17 protein-coding genes and 1 tRNA gene are annotated in these 19,361 nt (G+C 44.9%); 12 read left to right on the plus strand and 6 right to left on the minus strand.

What is annotated here, in order from left to right:
• Positions 1-14 precede the first annotated feature (14 nt).
• From V7723_RS02510 to V7723_RS02530, 5 genes are all read left to right on the plus strand, one after another.
• A tRNA-Ser gene (locus V7723_RS02510) sits at positions 15-104 on the plus strand.
• A 154-nt stretch (positions 105-258) separates the two neighbouring features.
• Positions 259-567: a hypothetical protein gene (locus tag V7723_RS02515; protein ID WP_335682842.1), complete on the plus strand. Its 309-nt coding sequence runs from the start codon at positions 259-261 to the stop codon at positions 565-567.
• A 155-nt stretch (positions 568-722) separates the two neighbouring features.
• Entirely contained in the window at positions 723-1,283 is a 561-nt protein-coding gene (locus V7723_RS02520) for a cupredoxin domain-containing protein (RefSeq protein WP_335682843.1), read from the plus strand.
• A 62-nt stretch (positions 1,284-1,345) separates the two neighbouring features.
• Positions 1,346-3,079, plus strand: a complete 1,734-nt coding sequence (locus V7723_RS02525; protein WP_335682844.1) for a copper resistance system multicopper oxidase — start codon at positions 1,346-1,348, stop codon at positions 3,077-3,079.
• Complete coding sequence (locus tag V7723_RS02530) at positions 3,076-3,801, plus strand: copper resistance protein B (protein ID WP_335682845.1); 726 nt, start codon at positions 3,076-3,078, stop codon at positions 3,799-3,801. Before V7723_RS02525 ends, V7723_RS02530 begins: the two co-directional genes overlap by 4 nt.
• Positions 3,802-4,041: 240 nt before the next feature.
• Here V7723_RS02530 and V7723_RS02535 read toward each other — a convergent pair whose 3' ends face one another.
• Positions 4,042-4,884, minus strand: coding sequence for an alpha/beta hydrolase (locus V7723_RS02535; RefSeq protein WP_335682846.1), 843 nt, complete (start codon positions 4,882-4,884; stop codon positions 4,042-4,044).
• A gap of 602 nt (positions 4,885-5,486) precedes the next feature.
• On the opposite strand from V7723_RS02535, the gene V7723_RS02540 reads away from it, so the two are divergent.
• The 4 genes from V7723_RS02540 (at position 5,487) to V7723_RS02555 (ending at position 9,967) form a co-directional block, all read left to right on the plus strand.
• Positions 5,487-6,548, plus strand: coding sequence for a fatty acid desaturase (locus V7723_RS02540; protein ID WP_335682847.1), 1,062 nt, complete (start codon positions 5,487-5,489; stop codon positions 6,546-6,548).
• Between the two features lie 255 nt (positions 6,549-6,803).
• Positions 6,804-7,685, plus strand: coding sequence for a DUF2306 domain-containing protein (locus tag V7723_RS02545; RefSeq protein ID WP_335682848.1), 882 nt, complete (start codon positions 6,804-6,806; stop codon positions 7,683-7,685).
• A 344-nt stretch (positions 7,686-8,029) separates the two neighbouring features.
• Complete coding sequence (locus V7723_RS02550) at positions 8,030-8,779, plus strand: SDR family NAD(P)-dependent oxidoreductase (protein WP_335682849.1); 750 nt, start codon at positions 8,030-8,032, stop codon at positions 8,777-8,779.
• Between the two features lie 96 nt (positions 8,780-8,875).
• Positions 8,876-9,967: a hypothetical protein gene (locus V7723_RS02555; protein ID WP_335682850.1), complete on the plus strand. Its 1,092-nt coding sequence runs from the start codon at positions 8,876-8,878 to the stop codon at positions 9,965-9,967.
• A 64-nt stretch (positions 9,968-10,031) separates the two neighbouring features.
• Here V7723_RS02555 and V7723_RS02560 read toward each other — a convergent pair whose 3' ends face one another.
• Positions 10,032-10,454: a GNAT family N-acetyltransferase gene (locus V7723_RS02560; protein ID WP_335682851.1), complete on the minus strand. Its 423-nt coding sequence runs from the start codon at positions 10,452-10,454 to the stop codon at positions 10,032-10,034.
• 13 nt (positions 10,455-10,467) lie between these two features.
• Positions 10,468-10,725, minus strand: coding sequence for a YjhX family toxin (locus V7723_RS19740; RefSeq protein ID WP_443024162.1), 258 nt, complete (start codon positions 10,723-10,725; stop codon positions 10,468-10,470).
• 288 nt (positions 10,726-11,013) lie between these two features.
• On the opposite strand from V7723_RS19740, the gene V7723_RS02565 reads away from it, so the two are divergent.
• Positions 11,014-11,784 carry a DUF4886 domain-containing protein gene (locus V7723_RS02565; protein ID WP_335682852.1) on the plus strand — a complete coding sequence of 257 codons (771 nt, stop codon included), beginning with the start codon at positions 11,014-11,016 and terminating at the stop codon, positions 11,782-11,784.
• A gap of 19 nt (positions 11,785-11,803) precedes the next feature.
• Here the strand turns inward: V7723_RS02565 and V7723_RS02570 are convergent, their stop codons facing one another.
• Positions 11,804-14,953, minus strand: coding sequence for an efflux RND transporter permease subunit (locus V7723_RS02570; protein WP_335682853.1), 3,150 nt, complete (start codon positions 14,951-14,953; stop codon positions 11,804-11,806).
• 3 nt (positions 14,954-14,956) lie between these two features.
• Entirely contained in the window at positions 14,957-16,093 is a 1,137-nt protein-coding gene (locus tag V7723_RS02575) for an efflux RND transporter periplasmic adaptor subunit (RefSeq protein WP_335682854.1), read from the minus strand.
• Between the two features lie 323 nt (positions 16,094-16,416).
• On the opposite strand from V7723_RS02575, the gene V7723_RS02580 reads away from it, so the two are divergent.
• The gene (locus V7723_RS02580; RefSeq protein ID WP_335682855.1) at positions 16,417-18,135 is read left to right on the plus strand and encodes a tryptophan halogenase family protein; all 1,719 of its coding nucleotides are present in this window, start codon (positions 16,417-16,419) and stop codon (positions 18,133-18,135) included.
• A 16-nt stretch (positions 18,136-18,151) separates the two neighbouring features.
• On the opposite strand, the gene V7723_RS02585 is transcribed toward V7723_RS02580, so the two are convergent.
• Entirely contained in the window at positions 18,152-18,625 is a 474-nt protein-coding gene (locus tag V7723_RS02585; protein ID WP_335682856.1) for an L-2-amino-thiazoline-4-carboxylic acid hydrolase, read from the minus strand.
• Between the two features lie 124 nt (positions 18,626-18,749).
• Between V7723_RS02585 and V7723_RS02590 the strand changes: the two genes are divergently transcribed.
• Positions 18,750-19,361, plus strand: coding sequence for an NADPH-dependent FMN reductase (locus V7723_RS02590; RefSeq protein ID WP_335682857.1), 612 nt, complete (start codon positions 18,750-18,752; stop codon positions 19,359-19,361).

The following is a 19,361-nucleotide window of genomic DNA, read 5'->3' on the forward strand; positions in this document are numbered from 1 at the left end:
ATTATCCACATTGCGGAGGGTTGGCAGAGCGGTTGAATGCACTGGTCTTGAAAACCAGCAAGGGTGCAAGCCCTTCCGGGGTTCGAATCCCCGACCCTCCGCCATTCACTCAAGGTTTATTGTTTTCTCTTTCCAATCAAATATTGATTTCGAGATGTAGTGATATTAAATCTATGGTCGTCAACATATTATTGTTAGCAACCTGTAAGGTAGACTGTGATTAAAGAGCGAGCAAATATCGATAGTCGCAGACGGAATATGAGTTTCGTTATAGCTTTGATTTTTGTATTCAATATCTTCGCTATTGTTCCTTTATCAGAAAGCCATTCTAAAGACAGCGATATTTCTCATTTTATGGTCTCGGCCATGGATGATATGTCTGAACGACCAGATAAGATGCGACATGACCATATCGAAAAGTGTGGCGTTGCGTCCTGTTCAATTGCTGTACCTGATTTCTCCTCTGCTACGTCTGCCGTATTTGGACAAAAAACATCCTTCAGTGTTTCAACAACGCAGCTTGGATCATTACACGTCATCCCTCCTGATCGTCCCCCAAGAACCTAGTTTTATTCTGTTTTTCTAGCCCGTCCCATTCCCTGTTGGTCGTGGGTAACGACGGCTGGTGCCATACTCCAAACTTCAAATAATCAATCTATCTCCGATTTTACCTGGGCAGCTTGGATGCTGGCAGGATGCGGAGAAATGAGTAGGAATAAGCTATGAAAATCAAACGCACTTTTTTGTCCGGCGTGGCTGGATTGACCCTTATCACGGCCGTAGCACTTAGTTCTGTCGTTGCTCTCGCTGCTGGCAATCATGACGGTGGACACCATGGTGAAAAATCAGCCATTGGAACTCCTGGAAAAGCTTCTGAAGTCTCCCGGACCATCGAAATCAAGATGTTCGACAACTATTATGAACCAGAAGAGATCTTCGTAAAGAAAGGGGAAACTATCCGGTTTAAAGTTGTAAATACCGGTGAATTTGTTCATGAATTCAATATTGGCACCGCCGAGACCCACGCTACCCATCAAGAGGAAATGATGATGATGGTCGAGCATGGCGTTCTCGAGGCCGACAAAATCAATCATGAAATGATGAAGATGGACATGGGTAATGGCAAAACCATGGAACATAACGATCCGAATAGCGCCTTGTTGGAACCGAATGATACTGCGGAGATTATCTGGAAATTTGCCGATGGCGGAGAACTGGAATTCGCCTGCAATGTACCGGGGCATTATGACGCCGGGATGATGGGCGAGCTAACCATTCAATAATGAGACCTTGCGCGGCTGGAGATAGGCCGCGCATCTTTTCTCCTCTTCTAAGGACGTAAAAAATGAGAAAATCATTAATACATGCCTTTCGTATTGGCTTAATGGCCAGCCTTGGCATTACTTTAATTCCGGCCCATACCTTTGCCGGAACATATGACATAACAGTTGATAGAGTTTTGATTGATACCGGTAACTTCACAAAAGAAGGTATTGGTTATAATGGCAAATCTCCCGGGCCGGTTCTTCGGTTCTCGGAAGGAGAAGACGTCACGATAAACGTGACAAATAACCTTGATGAGACAACTTCTATTCACTGGCACGGACTTATCCTGCCTTACCAGATGGATGGTGTTCCGAAAATCAGTTATCCCGGGATAAAGCCGGGTGAAACCTTCACGTATAAATTTCCAATCAATCAGCACGGCACATACTGGTTCCACAGCCATTCAGGTTTCCAGGAGCCGGATGGTGCTTATGGATCAATTGTCATTGAACCAAAAAAGAAAGAACCCTTCCGGTTTGATCGGGACTATGTCGTGCAGTTTACCGACAAACACCCCCACTCCGGAAACCGCATTATGCGGAACCTGAAGATGGCCGCTGACTATTACAACCGCAAGCAACAGACATTGGGTGATTTTTTCTCGGACATGAAGAAAAACGGGTTTGATGCAACGGTTTCAGACCGGATGGACTGGGGCAGCATGCGGATGATGGCATCGGATATCGAGGACGTGCAGGGATTTACGCCATTGATCAATGGCAAAGGACCGGAGCAAAACTGGACGGGTATTTTCACGCCTAAAGAGCGGGTTCGGTTGCGATTTATCAACTCCTCCGCCATGACCTATTTCGATGTTCGCATTCCGGGATTGAAGATGACGGTCGTGGCGTCGGATGGAAATCATGTTCAGCCTGTCACAGTTGATGAGCTCAGGATTGGCGTCGCAGAAACCTATGATGTCATCGTAAGGCCCAAGGAAGACAAGGCCTATACCATCTTTGGCGCGAGTATGGGTCGGACGGCGTATGCCAGAGGTACCCTGGCCCCTCGCGAGGGCATGGTGGCGGAAATTCCGGAAATGACCGAACGGCCGCTTCTCACCATGGCTGATATGGGGATGGATCACGGTAATATGGCTGGAATGGATCACTCTAATATGAAGGGCATGGATCAATCGACAATGAAAGAGATGGATCAGTCGAGCATGAAGGGTATGGACCACTCCAATATGAAAGGTATGGATCACGGCAATATGAAGGGTATGGGATCGGATGAGGATGACTTTTATGCCGGTGGAAGTGGTCTTGCCCCCTCAGCAGCGAACGGCGGAAAATTCCTTTCCTACGCTGATTTAAAGGCGCAAAAACCGATCTATGAAGACCGGGAGGCTACAAGGGAAATAGAATTACGTCTTACCGGAAATATGGAGCGTTACATCTGGTCAATCAATGGCGTGAAATATGAAGATGCCGAACCGATCAAGTTACAATTTGGAGAGCGTGTCCGATTTAAGTTTGTCAATGAAACTATGATGACCCACCCCATGCATCTGCATGGCATGTGGAGCATTCTGGATGTCGGGGCCGGCAAATGGAATCCAGCCAAGCACACCATCAGTGTCGCGCCCGGCACAACTGTTTACTCAGAAACCGAAGTCGATGCCGAAGGTCAGTGGGCATTCCATTGCCACCTCTCCTATCACGCCGATGCGGGTATGTTCCGCAAAGTCGTGGTCGAAGGAGGACCGAAATCCGCAAGCATACCCACGACTGAAGATGGAGTATTACAATGACACCAATATTAAAATACTTTCCGAGTGCCTTGGTTGCTTTTGCTCTGTTTACGCCGCTCACAAGCCAGGCCGAAGAACCGGCCAATATTTTCTATGGCTTTCAAATGGAGGAGTTTGAATACCGATACGGTGAAGGCGGGGAAGAGATCTTTGCCTTTGACGGCGACGCTTTCGTCGGAACGGACGAGCTTAAGCTTCGCTGGGAAGGAGATGGAGAGTTTGACCTAAATGTCGAGAAGTTTGAAACCCTCTCTAATCAGCTTTCCCTGCAAACACCTGTTTCTGATTTCTGGGATATCAAGGGTGGCGTCAGATACACAAGCCCACAAGGGCCCGAACGTTGGTATGCTGCCATCGGTTTGAGCGGCCTCGCCCCTCAATGGTTTGAAATAGATACTCAGCTGTATTTAAGTGAGAAAGGAAAACTCTCCGCCGATCTCGATGTGGAGTACCAGGTCCTTCTCACCAATTACTTGATCCTCACTCCGTCAGCGACCGTTGATATTGGCTTCTCAAGCGATGAGGAAATTGGTGTTGGTTCCGGCGTCAACAGCGTTGAGGCCGGTATGAGGCTCAGTTATGACGTCTGGGATCGTATCTTCTCTCCGTATGTCGGGGTTGTGTATGAACGCAAGTTTGGCCAGACAGCAAACTTTGTTGAAGCGGAGGGAGAAAGCGCGGACATCTGGTATGCCGTGATCGGTGCCAAGCTAATGTTCTAACTGGATGTACAATTAACTAGCTAAACTGGGAGGAAAATTAAAGTTCCTCCCAGATTCCGCAGTTCAAAAATATTGGGATATTGCCGCCGAACAATCTGCAATGAAACAAGAGCATCTGTCCCTTAAATTTCCTCAATACGATACCTCGCCCATTTTCCTTTTTGTCGCTGCCTTAGAAAGGGTTTCGAAGAAATTAAAGTGCGGACAACGAAAAAGGAAAGGTTCTGAATGACCAGTTGGTCAACGATTTGAATTGTCTGCATCAGCGATCGAGTTGAAAAAAGACATAATGTCGTCTTTTATGCCCATGGATTGCAAATTGAGATGTGTCCCATTTTCATATGAAATGAATTGTTTCGGTTGAATTGCTGTTTCGAACAATAGCTTTCCAAAACTAATATCAATAGATTTATCCTGCTCTCCATGCAGCATGAGAAGAGGCGCATTAATCTTTGCAATCTGCCGCATCGAGTCGTAGCGTTCCCGATACATAATCAAACACATGGGAATGCCTTTAAATTCCGCCGTGATAACATCACAAAGCCTGCTATATGCCGCAACTAATATGACACCGGAAAATTCTCTTTCTGCGGCAAGCGTGACAGCAACGCCGGTGCCGAAACTGTAGCCGTATGCGACGCGTTGATTTGCGGGAATAGGTTTACTCAATAGCGAGTCAAGCTGATCGTAAAGCACACGAGCATCCGCACCTATAGCCAGCTCAGACGGGTCACCGCCCACGCCACTGGATCCTCTGTAAGCTAATGCTGCGAGCCCGTACCCTTTATCCAAATATGGCTTGAAAGAGCGTACGGAAGGGCCAATTGAGGAACCATTTCCCAAGAACCCAAAAATGACGGGTGCCTCATCCGATGGCGGTTTTATCCAAGCTGTGATTTTTTCTCCATCTTCGGATATCAATTGAACGACTTCGATATTCGTCAGGCCAAATTTTTCTGGACTGCCTGCGGTATTACCAAAATGGTGGATGTGACCGAATAAATACTGCATCGCAAAATATCCAGCAATAATTGCCAGGCTAATTATAACGCCAATCGATATCAAACCGTTTTTAATGTTCATTTGCGTTAGACTCTCAAAGCTGTTGGGAAAGGTCAGATTCCCTTAACGTACGAACGTGTATTATTGTTTTCTAGATAGCCCAACAATCCTAAATTACAGCTACGATAATGATCCTTTTATAATGAATCTCAATTTATAATTGATTAATGCGCCCAATACTGCGGAAATAGTAGACAGAAAATTGTGAAAGTGAACGCCCGGCAATTCATTAAATCTCTTTTTTGGGATGGTTTAACAACAGGAATTAAGACTGAGTATCCTGTGAACAAGGATTTAGACGGTTAGGTGCCCGTAACCTCCCTTACAAAAGTTTCGCAGGCATGAGAACCGTAAGTATCTAGCTATTTGTCGGAGCAGGCAACATCAGGTATTCTATTTTATTGCCTATCGTATTAAATTCTGACCACCGCCCGGAGAGTGTTCTGCAATTTTTTTGCTTGTGAAATGGCGGCTTAAGCCTCGAAAAAGGCATTTGCTTAATTTCGGAAAACTTCTGTTTTGTCGATGCGATTGGGCGCTATCTATAAGGGTATGTCTGTCTGATAGGGTAATTTCACTCAAAATTACTTGTGAAAGCTTACTTTTACTATAGAAGTATGCGCATGAAAATTACTCCCGATACTTCTCTGACCGAAGGCAATTCGATCAGCCAGACAATGCCGCAGAATACCGTGGGATCAGAGGCCCGTCAGTGGGCAAATATTGCTCGACGGCACGTTAACCCTGAAAACCGGAAAAGCATTCTCCAATTGCTGACAACCATACTCCCTTTATTGGCATTGTGGATCGCCATGTTTGCCACAGTTGGGGACGCATATTGGTTGACCCTTTTATTGTCAGTGCCAGCGGCGGCCTTCACCGTCAGGCTATTCATTATCCAACACGATTGCGGCCATCACTCTTTTTTTAACTCACGCCGTCTAAACGATTGGCTAGGTAATCTTATTGGTATTGTTACACTCACTCCTCACGGATACTGGCGGTATACTCACAATACCCATCATGCTACTTGCGGCAATTTACGGAAGCGTGGCATCGGCGATATTAAACTCCTCACCGTTACGGAATATCTCGCTTTGTCACGTTGGGAACGAATTTCCTACCGTATATACCGTAATCCTGCGACTATACTGGGGATTGGCCCAATTTACCTGTTTGTAATAAAATACCGTCTGCCGTTGGATCTGTTAAAGGACCAACCAAAGATGCTGATTGGTGTCATGGCCACAAATCTTGCAATTGTTCTTGTATTGACGAGCCTAAGTTTCGGATTTGGCTTAACCGATGTATTGTTGGTTCAAGCGCCGATCGTGCTAATGTCCTCAACTGCCGGGGTTTGGCTTTTTTATGTCCAGCATCAATTCGAAAAAACGCATTGGAGCAAGGATCAGAAGTGGGACTTTCACGAAGCGTCCGTAATGGCGAGCAGTTATTATGATTTGCCTCAACCGTTACGCTGGTTTTCTGGAGACATTGGTATTCACCACATTCATCATCTCTGTAGCCGCATCCCTAATTACCGTCTGCGTTCTTGCCTCGATGATCTGCCCATGTTGCAAACTCTTAACCGGATAAGTTTTCGCGAAAGTCTATCATGCTTTCGGCTTTCACTCTGGGATGAATTGACTCAAAGCCTTAGGCCGTTCAAGAATTTATCTCAATGAGACCAAGTGCATGATCAGTGGGCATTTTTCCTCAAAAGTACCAGGATTGAGCGAATAAGTGAGAGCCATTTTGCTCTAGCTCGTCATACGCTGAATTGACGATTGCGGCGATAACGCTCGTCCATTTGGTAAATTGGGCATTTGTCACGCACAGATTCGGATGGTCGTGTAAATGGCGGGTAGTCTAAATATCGGTTTGGCTATACCTTACATCTTAATGTTTTAAACCTTATCGACACTAGCCAGGAGTATGACATGGCCCTGCCCTTTGGTGTTATTGCAATCTATGTGGCATTGGCTGCTTGGGCGGTCATCTTAATACGGGATCTGAGACGGGGTTCATTTGGCGCTTTTATTTGGGTTGGAATAGCACTGCTATTAATCCTTAATATACGCTACTTTATAGAAGGAGCGCCGGATGCAATTGCCTTCTTCATCGGCATTTATGATGTTCTCGACAACTTGGGATTATCGGCGACTGATGGTGCCGCGGCGCTTGCCCCCTGCCCCGATAACGCTTGTACGGTTTGGGGCGATCGATTTGTAAATCATCCATCTTGGGGGGTTGCATTTCATGACCGGTTTCTTAACGGATCGAATTTTCGCAACTTGCTTTTATACGTTCATTTAGGACTTAATTCCATTGTCTTTGTGCTGATGCATATTCAATTGGCGAGAACAGGTGCCGGAGAGCATAAGACCCTGCATAAATTACTGGGACGCGTTTCATTTACTTGTCTCACGTTGGCAACCGTTTCCGCTGTATGGCTCGCTTCTCAACATGGAAATGTTAGCGAATATGGCGGAAACCTCTCTGTTTACGGTTTCTGGTTTATGTCTTTTTGTGTCTATGGCTGCGCTGTGTTGGGTGTGATTGCCATTCGTAGAGGAGATGCTGCGTCTCATCGTATTTGGATGATCAGGTTTGTCGGATCCATGTGGGGTGCGTTTTGGATTTTCCGAGCGATGCTCCTGGTTACTGGCCCTTTGATGAGAAATTGGGAATCTGCGTCGATATTGACCTGTATCTGGCTTTCCGCCCCATTGGGCATACTTATCGCGGAATTATTTCGTATACAGCTTGATCGCAGAAAAGCTAATCCAAGTGCTACGACGTCACCAGCTCCCGAAAAATAATGGGTGATCATGTTCGACGCACATATACGGTCTTGACTGTTTTCAGATGTTCATATGCCAACTGGATTGTTGTTTTATAAGGGCGGTTATAATTTTTCTAACTCAAAAATTTCCTTAATCACCTGACAATTGACCATTTCAAAAAAACAAATGCGAGTTCAAGCAATCCGATTGGAAGCATAAGTACGGGACGCCCTTCAGCAAATTCCCTGGAACAAATTTCCTAACTATGGAGTCGGATTGCCGCTATCAGATCCTAAACCTATTGTATTCGGAAAAGAGTAAGCAATATAATCTGTTATTCAACGTAAAACAGACTTTTAGATTTTGAAAAAGAGGTATAAATGACCCAACGCTTGAAAGGCAAAAAGGCACTGATTACAGGTGGCGCACAGGGTATTGGTGGCGCAATTGTGACGGCATTTGCCAAAGAGGGTGCAGATGTCGCAATACTGGATTTTCAAAACGAGAAAGCGATCGAAAAATCCAAAGAACTTACGCAATATGGGGTAAATTCGGTAGCCGTATTTGCTGATATTAAGGATGAAGTACAGGTAATAAGTGCAATAGAATCAGCGACAGCTCAATTGAAACAGATTGATATTCTAGTAAACAATGCCGGAATTAATAGCACATCTTCCGTCATCGATATGACGACTGAAATGTGGGATGAAATGATATCCACCAATCTAAGAGGCGCATTTTTATGTACTCGGGCTGTATTAAAGTCAATGATCGATAGAAAGTTTGGCCGTATTATAAATATATCATCGCAACTTGCTCATAAAGGTTCAGCCGAAATGGCTCATTATGCGGCTGCGAAGGCAGGCATCATTGGATTTACTAAATCGCTTGCTTATGAGGTTGCCGCATATGGCATAACATCTAATGCAATATGCCCTGGACCAATTGATACGGAACTGCTTGCAAAGTTGCCTGAGGAATGGAAAAAACGAAAATTTAGTGTGTTACCAATTGGAAGAGCCGGGCAAGTAAGTGAAATTGCCCCCCCCGCTGTTTTATTGGCATCGGATGAGGGTGCATATTATGTTGGCGCAACCATGAATCCAAATGGTGGTGATGTTATGATCTAGGGCAAGGGTTATAATTTCGGTTTAGATTATGTTTAGTATTTAAATTAGTTCGGTTAAAGCCATTGCGTTAGTAATCGTTGATACGGGAGACCTCAAGTGCCTCTAAATAAGCAAAAATCGACCGAGGGAATGATCGACTACAATGAAAACTCGTCCGCTCAACAGCGGCTTGTGCAAAAACATCAATCCCGTCTTCAAAGTTTGGTTGAGCGACTTGGTGATGTCGGTTCTGAAATGCGGATTGTCGACTACGGATGTGGCCCTGGTAAAAGTACGATAGAAACTGTGCGCCCTGCGGTGGCAGCGTTCGGTGCCGCACATCCAGATACACCGATTGTTGTATGTCATGCCGATCAACCGGGAAACGACTGGAACGCTCTATTTAGACTTGTTTCCGGATCGTCGAGCTACTGGAACGACAACTATATTGTTCGAACAGAGGCCGCTATTGGCTCCTTTTATACCCAAATGGCCCCTTTCGGGTCTGTTGCCCTTGGAACTTGCTTCGCAGCAAGTCATTGGTTGAGCCAAGCCGTGCAACTTCAATCTCCCGAAACGATTTGGTTTGCCGACCTTTTAGGTGACGCGAGATCGGAAATGTGGCGTTTAGCGAAATCTGATTGGACTAGGTTTCTGACAATGCGTGCTGACGAATTACGATCTGGCGGTTTTTTACTGGTGTCCACATTGGGATCGATACCCGATGACCGGGAAGTAAATGGAGCGGCGGCCTCTGGTCGCGGCATTTATCGCGGACTTAATGTTGTGGCGGCGTCAATGGTAGGAGATGGGATGATTGATAGAGATACTTACAACGGATTTGTCTTTGCACTTTGGTTCCTAACAGAAACGGAAGCGCGAGAACCGCTGGAGAATGATCCGATCTTGAAAGAGGCCTTTGAAATTGAGGAAATCAGGGTCGCACCAGCTCCCGAAAATGCGACTGATTTTTTCATCGAATTAATTGATAACCCCGTTGAGTATGCCAAAGCCTATACAGGATATATCCGTGCCTTCGCTCACTCAACATTGCGTACGCAGTTGTTTGAATCTTGTTCCGCCAATCATTTTACATCAGATCAACTCGCGGATGAGTTCTATCGACGTCTGAATAATTTATATCAGACGAATTTGGGTAAATATACTTTTGAGCTGTGGAACCTGACTGTCATTTTACGCAAACGTTGAACGAAAATAATTTCCGTCCTTTTATGGCGGCAGGGAAAATCTGAAAATTCTCCCTGCCCCATTGTCAATTTTTGCACATAGTTAAAACAATTTCACTAGACGCCTCGTGAAGATGACGTTCGGTTTCAATAAAACCATATCCGTCATAAAATCGACGGCCAATCTTATTTTTCTCAAATACTTCAACTTTTAGCGGACCCTTCAACCTAAAAGCATGGTCGATTAATGCGCGACCAAATCCTTGCCCATGATGGGCGGGATTAAGAAATAGGCCGCCGACTTCGTTTCCTATCAATGCTACGAATCCAATGGCTATTCCGTTAACTTCCAAAATCCAGGTTTCGGCATTTGGCAAATACAAAGCCCGCATATCATTCTCGACCCTTTCGACAAAGGCTTCGAGCAAAAACGGATGGGCAATGGCATTTGCCGTTTGCCAGATCGCTATGAGGTTATCGATGTCCTCTGGTTTATATTTTCTGATCATTTGAGGTTTTCTCTTACCGGTTATCTAATTGTGAGCGGACAGAAGTAACTCCTAATCGCGACGCGCGGTAAGGCTGACCATTTTTCGAAAGGATGAAACGTCTTTTTCTGAGACGTTTAAAAATTTCGAACGTACAGTCAGACAAGATGTGACCCTCCCGTGTGAAACAGATAATTTTGCGTATTTTGCCATTTTCAGTTCTTTCATGATAAATGGCGCCGCCTTGAGCAAGAGCGTGTAATACACGCTGCTCGTACTTTGATATATTCAATGGTTTAACTCGATTTTACGTGAGAAAATAACAAAAGCTTCGCCAAGCCTAGAGCTCAGGCGTTGCTTCTGTTCTAAATGTTCCTATTGGCTGGAACTAGCGGCGTACCGCAATCTCTAACATAAAATCTCCAAAACCTGAGAGGAGTTGAACTCAGGTACTTTTCATATATCAATTTTTAGTATCTGGAGCAAGATCTATAAATTTCACCGGGAAATTTACGATTTATCAAGAGGCGATGCGTAATCTTCTCTGATGACAAGATACCTGTTCCTCCCAATAGTAGCCTTGATTGCTGCATATGTTATTTACACCATTTCTTCTTCAGAACTGGAAGAAGAAACACGTGTGCTGTTTATTGGTAACAGCCTGACCTACGCAAACGATCTCCCGAAGATGATTTCGGAAATCGCGGACGCTGGCGGCCGAAAAATGAACTATCAATCCGTGACTCCAGGTGGCCATCGTTTAATTCAACACGCCAAAAGCAACCATGTTATGGAAGAGATGGCGGACAGGCCCTGGGATTTTATCGTCCTGCAGGAGCAAAGCCAATATCCGGGTTTTGGAGAAAAGCAGCTTAAAAAATATGTTTTTCCACCAGCGGCAAAACTTGTCGAAATGGCCCGGCGCAGTAACCCGACCGCCATTGTTGTTTTCTATATGACCATGGCCCGAAAAAAGGGCGATCCGGGAAATGCCCACATATCATCTGAGCTAAAAAGTTATGGCGGAATGCAAAAAAGGGTGAATAAAACATATCTTAGGCTGGCAAAAAGCAACAAAGCCGATGTAGCGCCTGTCGGTGAGGTCTGGGAAACCTTTCGTCTCAAATACCCCAGGATCGAGCTTTATTCCGATGACATCCACCCCAATAGAATAGGGTCATATCTCGCTGCATGCGTTTTCTTTTCGACGTTTTTTGAGCTGCCCTGTACTAACACGGGCATCCCAAAGAATGTGCCAAAACCGATTGCCGAAAGTATTCAAATAATAGCTGACAAAGTTATGTTCTCCACTGGCAGCAAGTGGCAATGGAAACAACGTGAAGCTCACTAGTGATTGAACGATAGAAAATCTATTTTCCTTCTTCCACTTCAGGCAAATCAGGTGATTTCCTACCGATAGATTTCACCCGTTCACGCATTGTCTGAAAGAGATAGTAAAGGATCGGGATATAGATGATACCAATGAGAGTCGCCGCCAACATGCCGGTAAAAACGATCACGCCTAGTGACACACGGCCTGCAGCCCCTGCGCCGGTTGCAAAGACCAATGGTAACACGCCGAGGATAAAGGAGAAGGCAGTCATCATCACCGCACGGAAACGCAATTTTGAGGCTTCGACCGTTGCATCAAATATACTATGTCCGTCTTCTCGAAGCTCTTTTGCAAATTCGACAATCAGGATGGCATTTTTGCTGGCTAGACCAATGAGCAACACCAACCCGATCTGAGCATAGATATTCAGCGGCAATCCGACAACAGTGGCGCCCAACATAGCACCTACTATGGCGACGGAAACCGATAATATGACCGGCGCCGGTATTGACCAGCTTTCATACTGTGCGACGAGGAATAAGTATACGAACAAGATTGCCAGCACGAAAATCGAAGCGGTTTGGCCAGCGGATTGAATTTCCTGAAATGTTGTTCCAGTCCATGAAATACCGTACCCATCAGGAAGTGTTTCCGATGCCAGTTTTTCCATAGTCTCAATGGCTTGCCCCGAACTGTATCCTGGCGCATTTGATCCACTAACACTGGCGGACGCATAAAGATTATAACGAGTTATAGAGGGTGGTCCTACACTTGGCTCTACATTAATAAGGGACGTAATCGGGACCATATTGCCTGTATCTGAGCGAACATAAAGTTTGTCAATATCCTCAATATCACTTCGATCTGCAGCTTCAGCTTGAATCATTACGCGATATACACGCCCGAACAAATTGAAATCATTAACATAAAGGGATCCCAAATTCGCCTGCAATGTCATAAAGACTTCAGATATTGGAACACCCAAGGCTTCCGTTTTATCGCGATTTACATCGATAAAGAGTTGCGGCGAATTAGCATTGTATCGACTAAACACCCGAGAGACGCTTGGATCTTGGTTTGAGGCGATCAATAACCCACCCAGGGCCGATTGAAGCTCTTGCGGCGACCTCGCTGCTAGGTCTTGGAGTTCCATTTCGAAGCCACCAGAAGTACCGAGGCCAGGAATTGGCGGCACGTTAAACGCCACAGCATTTGCACTTGGGATTGCGGCAAACCTTTGATTGATTGACGTCAGGATGGTTTTTAGGCTTTTCTCGTCGCCTTCCCGTTCATCCCAATCTTCAAGAATACCAATGGCCAATGCGCCGTTGGAGCTGGCGCCGGCAAGGAGACTATAGCCACTTACATAAAGCACGTTGGTTACCCCAGGTGTGTCCAGGATAATTTTCCGCACCTCTTCCATCGTCTCTTCCGTCCGGTTGAGGGAGGCACCTGCAGGTAGTTGTATATCCGCCATAAAGGCACCTTGGTCTTCGGATGGAACAAACCCCGTGGGCAGGCTTGTGCCGAGCTTGTAACCAAGTGCAAGTGTAAGACCCATGATGACGACGGTTAAAACAATCCTTCGCGCGATCAAGGAGACTAGAGAGCCATATTTTTCACGGCAATAATCGATGATCTTGAAAAACCAGCCGATAAAGCCTTTAGGTGGACCCAGCCGTTTTCTCAAAAGCAATGAACAGAGTGCGGGACTTAACGTCAGGGCGTTAATTGATGAAATGAGCACGGCCACAGAAATGGTAACTGCGAATTGTAAATACAGAACACCGGTTATGCCGGGCAAAAAACCCGTTGGTACAAACACAGCAAGTAAAACAAGGGTCGTGGCAACGACCGGCCCCGTGATTTGCAACATGGCCTTACGGGTTGCATCCGGTGGCGACATGTCTTCATCGTCAATTAATCGCTGTGTATTTTCCACAACGACAATAGCGTCATCAACAACCAATCCAATCGCTAAAATTAGTGCGAACAGCGTGATGGTGTTAATGGTCATTCCAAAGAGTAGTAGGAAGGCAAAAGTTCCTATGAGCGATACAGGTATTGCGATGAGAGGAATGAGAGCCGCCCGCCAATCTCCGAGGAAAAGGAAAGTTACAATCGCAACAAGCGCAAGCGCTTGGAACAATGTTACGACAACTTCCTTGATCGAAACGCGCACGTAATCGGTTGTGTCATAAAGGATCTGGTATTCCAAATCTTCAGGGAACCGTTCAGCCAGTAAATCCATTTCCTTGTAAATCGCGTCTGCCGTTCCGAGCGCATTAGACCCTGGAGACTGGTAAATACCAATCATGGCTGTCGGTTGTGCGTCATCCACTAATGCTGTGGAGGTAAAATATTGAGCTGAAATTTCTGTTCTAGCAACATCTTTTACCCGCACAGTGGAGCCGTTCAAATTGGCGCGAACAATGATATTTCCAAATTCTTCGACCGTATTAAGACGCCCTTTTGCTTCAAGAGTATATTGCCGTTGCTGCGGTCCATCAAAGGGAGGTGCACCGATTTGGCCGGCAGACGCCTGGATATTCTGGTTTTTTATTGCATTGGCGACATCTGTTGCAGTTAGGCCAAAGCCAACCAACCGATTGGTGTCCAGCCAAATGCGCATGCCATAATCCAGTTGCCCAAACTGACTGACATCTCCGACGCCATTTGTCCGTTTTAATGGATCTTCAACGTTTATTGCTGCGTAGTTCGATAAAAACAGTCGGTCATAGGTCCCTTTCGGCGAGACCAAATTGACGACCAGCAACATACTGGTTGATTGCTTTTGAGTTACTACGCCTTCCCTCGTGACTTCTTCCGGCAGTGAGGAGAGAGCCTGTGCGACACGGTTTTGAACATTCACCGTGTTAATGTCAGGGTCAGTACCGATTTCAAAACTTACTGTAAGTGAATACCCTCCGTTATTGTCACTTGTGGATGACATATAAATCATGTTGTCTACGCCATTTACCTCTCTTTCAATAACTGAGGCAACGGTATCAACCACGACCTGTGCATTGGCACCGGGGTAGCTGGTTGTAACTTGCACAACAGGAGGCGTAATGTTCGGAAATTGCTCAATCGGCAAAGCTTTAAGGCCGATGAGACCCACAATGGTTAGGACAATGGAGATGACAAATGCAAATTTTGGACGGGTGATAAAGAAGGCTGAAAACACGGCTTAATCCTTCGATGTATCGGTGGAAGGCGCTTGCGTCACGGCAACTTTTTGTCCGGGCCTCACTTTTTGAAGTCCCTCAACTATCACATTATCGCCCTCTTCAAGTCCGTTTTTGACGGTGAAGTCTTCCCCAACTTTTCGTCCGATTTTGATATTTTTCACCGTCACAATGTCTTCGGGGCCAATGACGAGAACATAGCGCCCAGCCTGATTTTCAAGGACAGCAATTTGCGGGACCAATAATTCTTTTTCCGATTCAAGGGTATCCCAATTCATAGTCACATATTGGTTTGGAAATAATATTTTGCTTGGATTTGGAAAGGTTGCCCGGACAGTAATGGTATCGGTCGTGGCATCAACTTTGTTGTCAATAAAGTTGAGCTTTCCTGTGTGATCATATTCTTGGCCATCGGACATCTGAAGCTTAACTTCAAGCTGTTCTGCACTTCCTTCCGTATGAGTTTTCCTATATTCCAACAAATCTTTTTCGCTCACTGCGATGGAAACGTAAATAGGATCAAAACGGTAGACTTGCGCCAATAACCCGCTGGAGGAATTGACAAGATTTCCAATCGTAATTTCCGTTTTACCAATGCGTCCAGGTATTGGCGTTGAAATCGTCGTATAGGAAAGGTTCAGTTCTGCCTGACTGAGATCCGCCTGTAACTTCTTTATGTTAGCGGTCGCATTGGTAGCTGTTGCGAGGTATTCATCCCGCTTCGCCTCACTTATATTCCCGCGCTTGATAAGCTCATTTGCCCGGGCCAAATTTTGCTGTGCTTCTTTAAGCGTACCTTTTGCACCCTCAATTTCGGCCTTTATTCGATCAATATCATTTTGGTATTGTGCCGTTTCGATCTGAAATAGCTTCGTCCCTGCTTCGACAAATTCACCATCAACGAAATTCTTTTCAGTTATAAATCCCTCGACCCGACTAATGGCATCAAATCGATCAATTGCCTCAACCCGGGCGACAAATGAGATATTCTGTGTCGTTTCTTTCTTTGATATCGTCTGAGTTGTTACGCCAACTAACGGCGCTTCTTTCTTCTTCGCCGCCGCCTGATCGTCACATGCTGTGATGAATAAAAGCATGATTGCGGCAAGGGGAAAGTAAAGAAAGTGATTTTTAAGCATTTTTATTCTCTGTAAAGTTTCTGTCGGAATTTAGGTCAATATTGTCATTAGGCTATCCTAATTCTTAGTTCATGGTAAGTGGCATTATCGACATCCCTAATTTTACTGACTTTCTTCGGTGGAGAACGTGCGGATAGTGCTTTTCGTAATTGTATATTTTCTAAAATTGGCCGAATGTTGAATTAAAATTATCAAATGCAAATGTTGAGTCGGATAAATTGAAGTGAAAGAGAATTTTTTTCTGTAAAACATTTCGTTGCAGAAATACTGTATAATCCTAGAATAAAAAACAGTGTACCGAAAATAAATGCGGGAAATTTGTTATGGGCGAGCAAATCGACGAAATTACAATTGTTGGCGGCGGAACAGCTGGTTGGCTGACTGCGGCATTCCTTGTCCGATATATGAATTTAAGATCAGAGGAAAAGCCGACAAAAGTGACGCTGATTGAATCTCCCAATGTACCGACTATCGGTGTCGGCGAGGCCACTGTTCCAACTATGGTGTCTCTATTGGCGAGCCTGGGTATATCCGAAAAAGATTTTTTTAAACGATGCAATACGACTTTTAAGCTTGGCGTTCGTTTTTCGAATTGGAATCATGATGCCAACGGAAACCCGACCTCCTTTTATCATCCTTTCGAAACAACAGATTCACAATTGGCAGGCCAAAACCCAGCTTATCATTTTCATAAATATGGCGGCCCGCCGGGCCGTGAAAATATCGACCAGTGTTTTTCCGTTTGCGTCGCGGCGATTGAAAAAAAACTCGGCCCGAAGGGCTTGGAACATGGCGATTACGAAAAGCACCTAAATTATGCTTATCATTTAGATGCTGGAAAATTTGCGGGATTTTTGAAAGAGGTTTCTATAGAGCGTGGTGTCAACCATGTGCTAGATGACGTAGACGATGTTGAACAAGATGAACGCGGGTTTATTTCGGCATTACAACTGCAACGGCAAGGTCGCCGACCTGTTGAGCTCGTTATTGATTGCACTGGCTTTCGCGGTGTAATTATTAATCAAGTGTTGAAGGTCCCTTTTCACGATTACAGTAAATATCTTTTGAACAATCGTGCACTAGCTGTCCAAATTCCACATCGAGATCTAGAAAACATAGAGCCTTGTACGACGTCGACGGCTCTTGGTGCCGGATGGGTATGGCGAGTGCCACTCTATAATCGCATTGGAACAGGATATGTTTTTTCTAATCATTTTAGAACGGATGAGGAAGCAACTGTAGAGTTTCTCTCGCATCTTGGCGCCGATGGAAAAGATGCAGAGCCGAGAACAATTCCAATCCGGGTTGGCCGTTTAGAGCGTGCATGGGAGAAAAACTGCATAGCCATAGGTTTGTCCGCCGGATTTATTGAACCTTTGGAATCTACGGCCATCTATATGATTGATAATTTTGTAAAATTGCTTCTGGTCAATTTTCCGGACAAAAGTTTCGCTCCCGGGCTGGCCAAAAGATTTAATGACGATACAGAAAGGATGATGGAAGATATTCGAGATTTTATCATCCTTCATTACTGTGCAAACAATCGGCAGGATAGCGAGTATTGGCGCGTCGCACGTGAAGAAATGGTCATACCGGACAGCTTAAAAAGCCGGCTCGATGATTTCAAACATACTTTGCCAGTTACAACAGATTTTGATCGTTCTTTTTTGTTTGAAAATTCTAGTTACATTCTCGTCTTAGGATCAAAAGGATATTTTGATGACGTCAAATACCCGGCTGAACGGTTTATAGCTAAGCAGGATTGGGATCATAGAATGGCGGAAACGGATGCCCATGAAAATCGTATACTATCGAAATTGCCGAATCATTATGAATTGTTGAGAAGTTTTAGGGGTGAAACACCGGAACCTGTTGCGAGCACGGGTGTATCTTTCGGCGGATTTCAAGGTTACCAGCCTACCGTAAGTACTGCAGGGGCTCAAGCAACTGTACAATTTGGTTCCGCGGCCATGAAACCCGCAATCAAATTTGCGAAAAAGGATGCGGATAAAGAGGATTTCTCGGGATCAAATATTTTATAGGTCTTTCAATGAGATCCTATTCTGTTTTTACTGTGTATCGAAAATCGCAATGAGTGGCACCCTGCATAATCGTTTGGGTGCGTTCCAAATTAATCTTTGGATCATAACCGTTGCAAAAGGTACCATCCCGCCCACAAGACAATAGATGCCCAATTTCGGACAGCCCCATTTCTTTGTACATTTCAGCATATCGGCATCTGGTCACATTGTAGTCAATTGCCTCTTTTGTTTCTTTTAACATCTCAACTTCCAACGCACCGCCGGCTGTCCATTGCGGTAGTAATGAATGAAAAGACGATAATGAAGTTGGTTGATCCTGGCTTTCAGCATATGCCTTACCTTGTTCAACTGCGTTTTTTCGAATAGCGGTTCCTAAAATATCTTTGGCTTTATCTATCCCGAGCACAATAACCATCTCCTCAAAAATCGGTTTGATAATATTGGCTTCAATTCTGCGCTGTTCCAGGATCGGTAAATCTGTTTTGCTCATAGCATCCTCGTTTTTTCTTGTTCGTTATTTTTACATTGATTTCGAAAGAAATGTCCGATCTTCTTGGTTGCTACTATAACCGAATACAAAACCGTCTCAATGCTTCGTCTGCTGGGAGAATTTAATGATTGCCACAAAAATCGGAATTATAATAGGAAGCAACCGTGAAAATTCGCAGTCGGGCAGAATTTCAAACTATATCCATTCTCTATTAGGTAAATTTCAAGCGGAAGTGTCTGTCGAAATCTTTTCTCTTCAAGAAATGAAACTACCACTTTGGACGGAAGAGAAATGGCAACCTGATAGCAACTTGGTTGACCTGTGGAAGCCTTATTCCACCCGTTTAAAAAAATGCGAGGGTTTTATCGTTATTTCGCCCGAATGGGCCGGCATGGCGCCACCTCATTTAAAGAATTTTTTGCTCATGTGCGATGATGGGGAACTAGCACATAAGCCTGGATTCTTGGTTGGTGTCAGTTCAGGCCTTGGGGGTGCCTATCCCATAGCGGAGCTCCGCATGAGCGGCTACAAAAATAATTTTTTGTGGTGGATGCCAGATCATGTCTTATTACGCCATGTAAAAGATTTGTTTGTAGAGGAAACACCAACAGATCTGGATAAAAGTTTATCTGATCGTTTGAATTATTCTCTGGAGTTTTTAGTTGAGACGGCGGTCGCAATGAAGCCAGTCCGCGAAAAAGTACAAAAGCTTGGGATATATAAGCACGGAATGTAG

It is taken from the genome of Sneathiella sp., assembly GCF_036960985.1.
Classification (GTDB): domain Bacteria; phylum Pseudomonadota; class Alphaproteobacteria; order Sneathiellales; family Sneathiellaceae; genus Sneathiella.

What these genes read in the sequence shown, in the direction of transcription:
- V7723_RS02515 (WP_335682842.1), top strand. Translation starts at nt 259, where the DNA reads ATGAGTTTCGTTATAGCTTTGATTTTTGTATTCAATATCTTCGCTATT.
- V7723_RS02520 (WP_335682843.1), top strand. Translation starts at nt 723, where the DNA reads ATGAAAATCAAACGCACTTTTTTGTCCGGCGTGGCTGGATTGACCCTT.
- V7723_RS02525 (WP_335682844.1), top strand. Translation starts at nt 1,346, where the DNA reads ATGAGAAAATCATTAATACATGCCTTTCGTATTGGCTTAATGGCCAGC.
- V7723_RS02530 (WP_335682845.1), top strand. Translation starts at nt 3,076, where the DNA reads ATGACACCAATATTAAAATACTTTCCGAGTGCCTTGGTTGCTTTTGCT.
- V7723_RS02535 (WP_335682846.1), bottom strand. Translation starts at nt 4,884, where the DNA reads ATGAACATTAAAAACGGTTTGATATCGATTGGCGTTATAATTAGCCTG.
- V7723_RS02540 (WP_335682847.1), top strand. Translation starts at nt 5,487, where the DNA reads ATGAAAATTACTCCCGATACTTCTCTGACCGAAGGCAATTCGATCAGC.
- V7723_RS02545 (WP_335682848.1), top strand. Translation starts at nt 6,804, where the DNA reads ATGGCCCTGCCCTTTGGTGTTATTGCAATCTATGTGGCATTGGCTGCT.
- V7723_RS02550 (WP_335682849.1), top strand. Translation starts at nt 8,030, where the DNA reads ATGACCCAACGCTTGAAAGGCAAAAAGGCACTGATTACAGGTGGCGCA.
- V7723_RS02560 (WP_335682851.1), bottom strand. Translation starts at nt 10,454, where the DNA reads ATGATCAGAAAATATAAACCAGAGGACATCGATAACCTCATAGCGATC.
- V7723_RS02575 (WP_335682854.1), bottom strand. Translation starts at nt 16,093, where the DNA reads ATGCTTAAAAATCACTTTCTTTACTTTCCCCTTGCCGCAATCATGCTT.
- V7723_RS02580 (WP_335682855.1), top strand. Translation starts at nt 16,417, where the DNA reads ATGGGCGAGCAAATCGACGAAATTACAATTGTTGGCGGCGGAACAGCT.
- V7723_RS02585 (WP_335682856.1), bottom strand. Translation starts at nt 18,625, where the DNA reads ATGAGCAAAACAGATTTACCGATCCTGGAACAGCGCAGAATTGAAGCC.
- V7723_RS02590 (WP_335682857.1), top strand. Translation starts at nt 18,750, where the DNA reads ATGATTGCCACAAAAATCGGAATTATAATAGGAAGCAACCGTGAAAAT.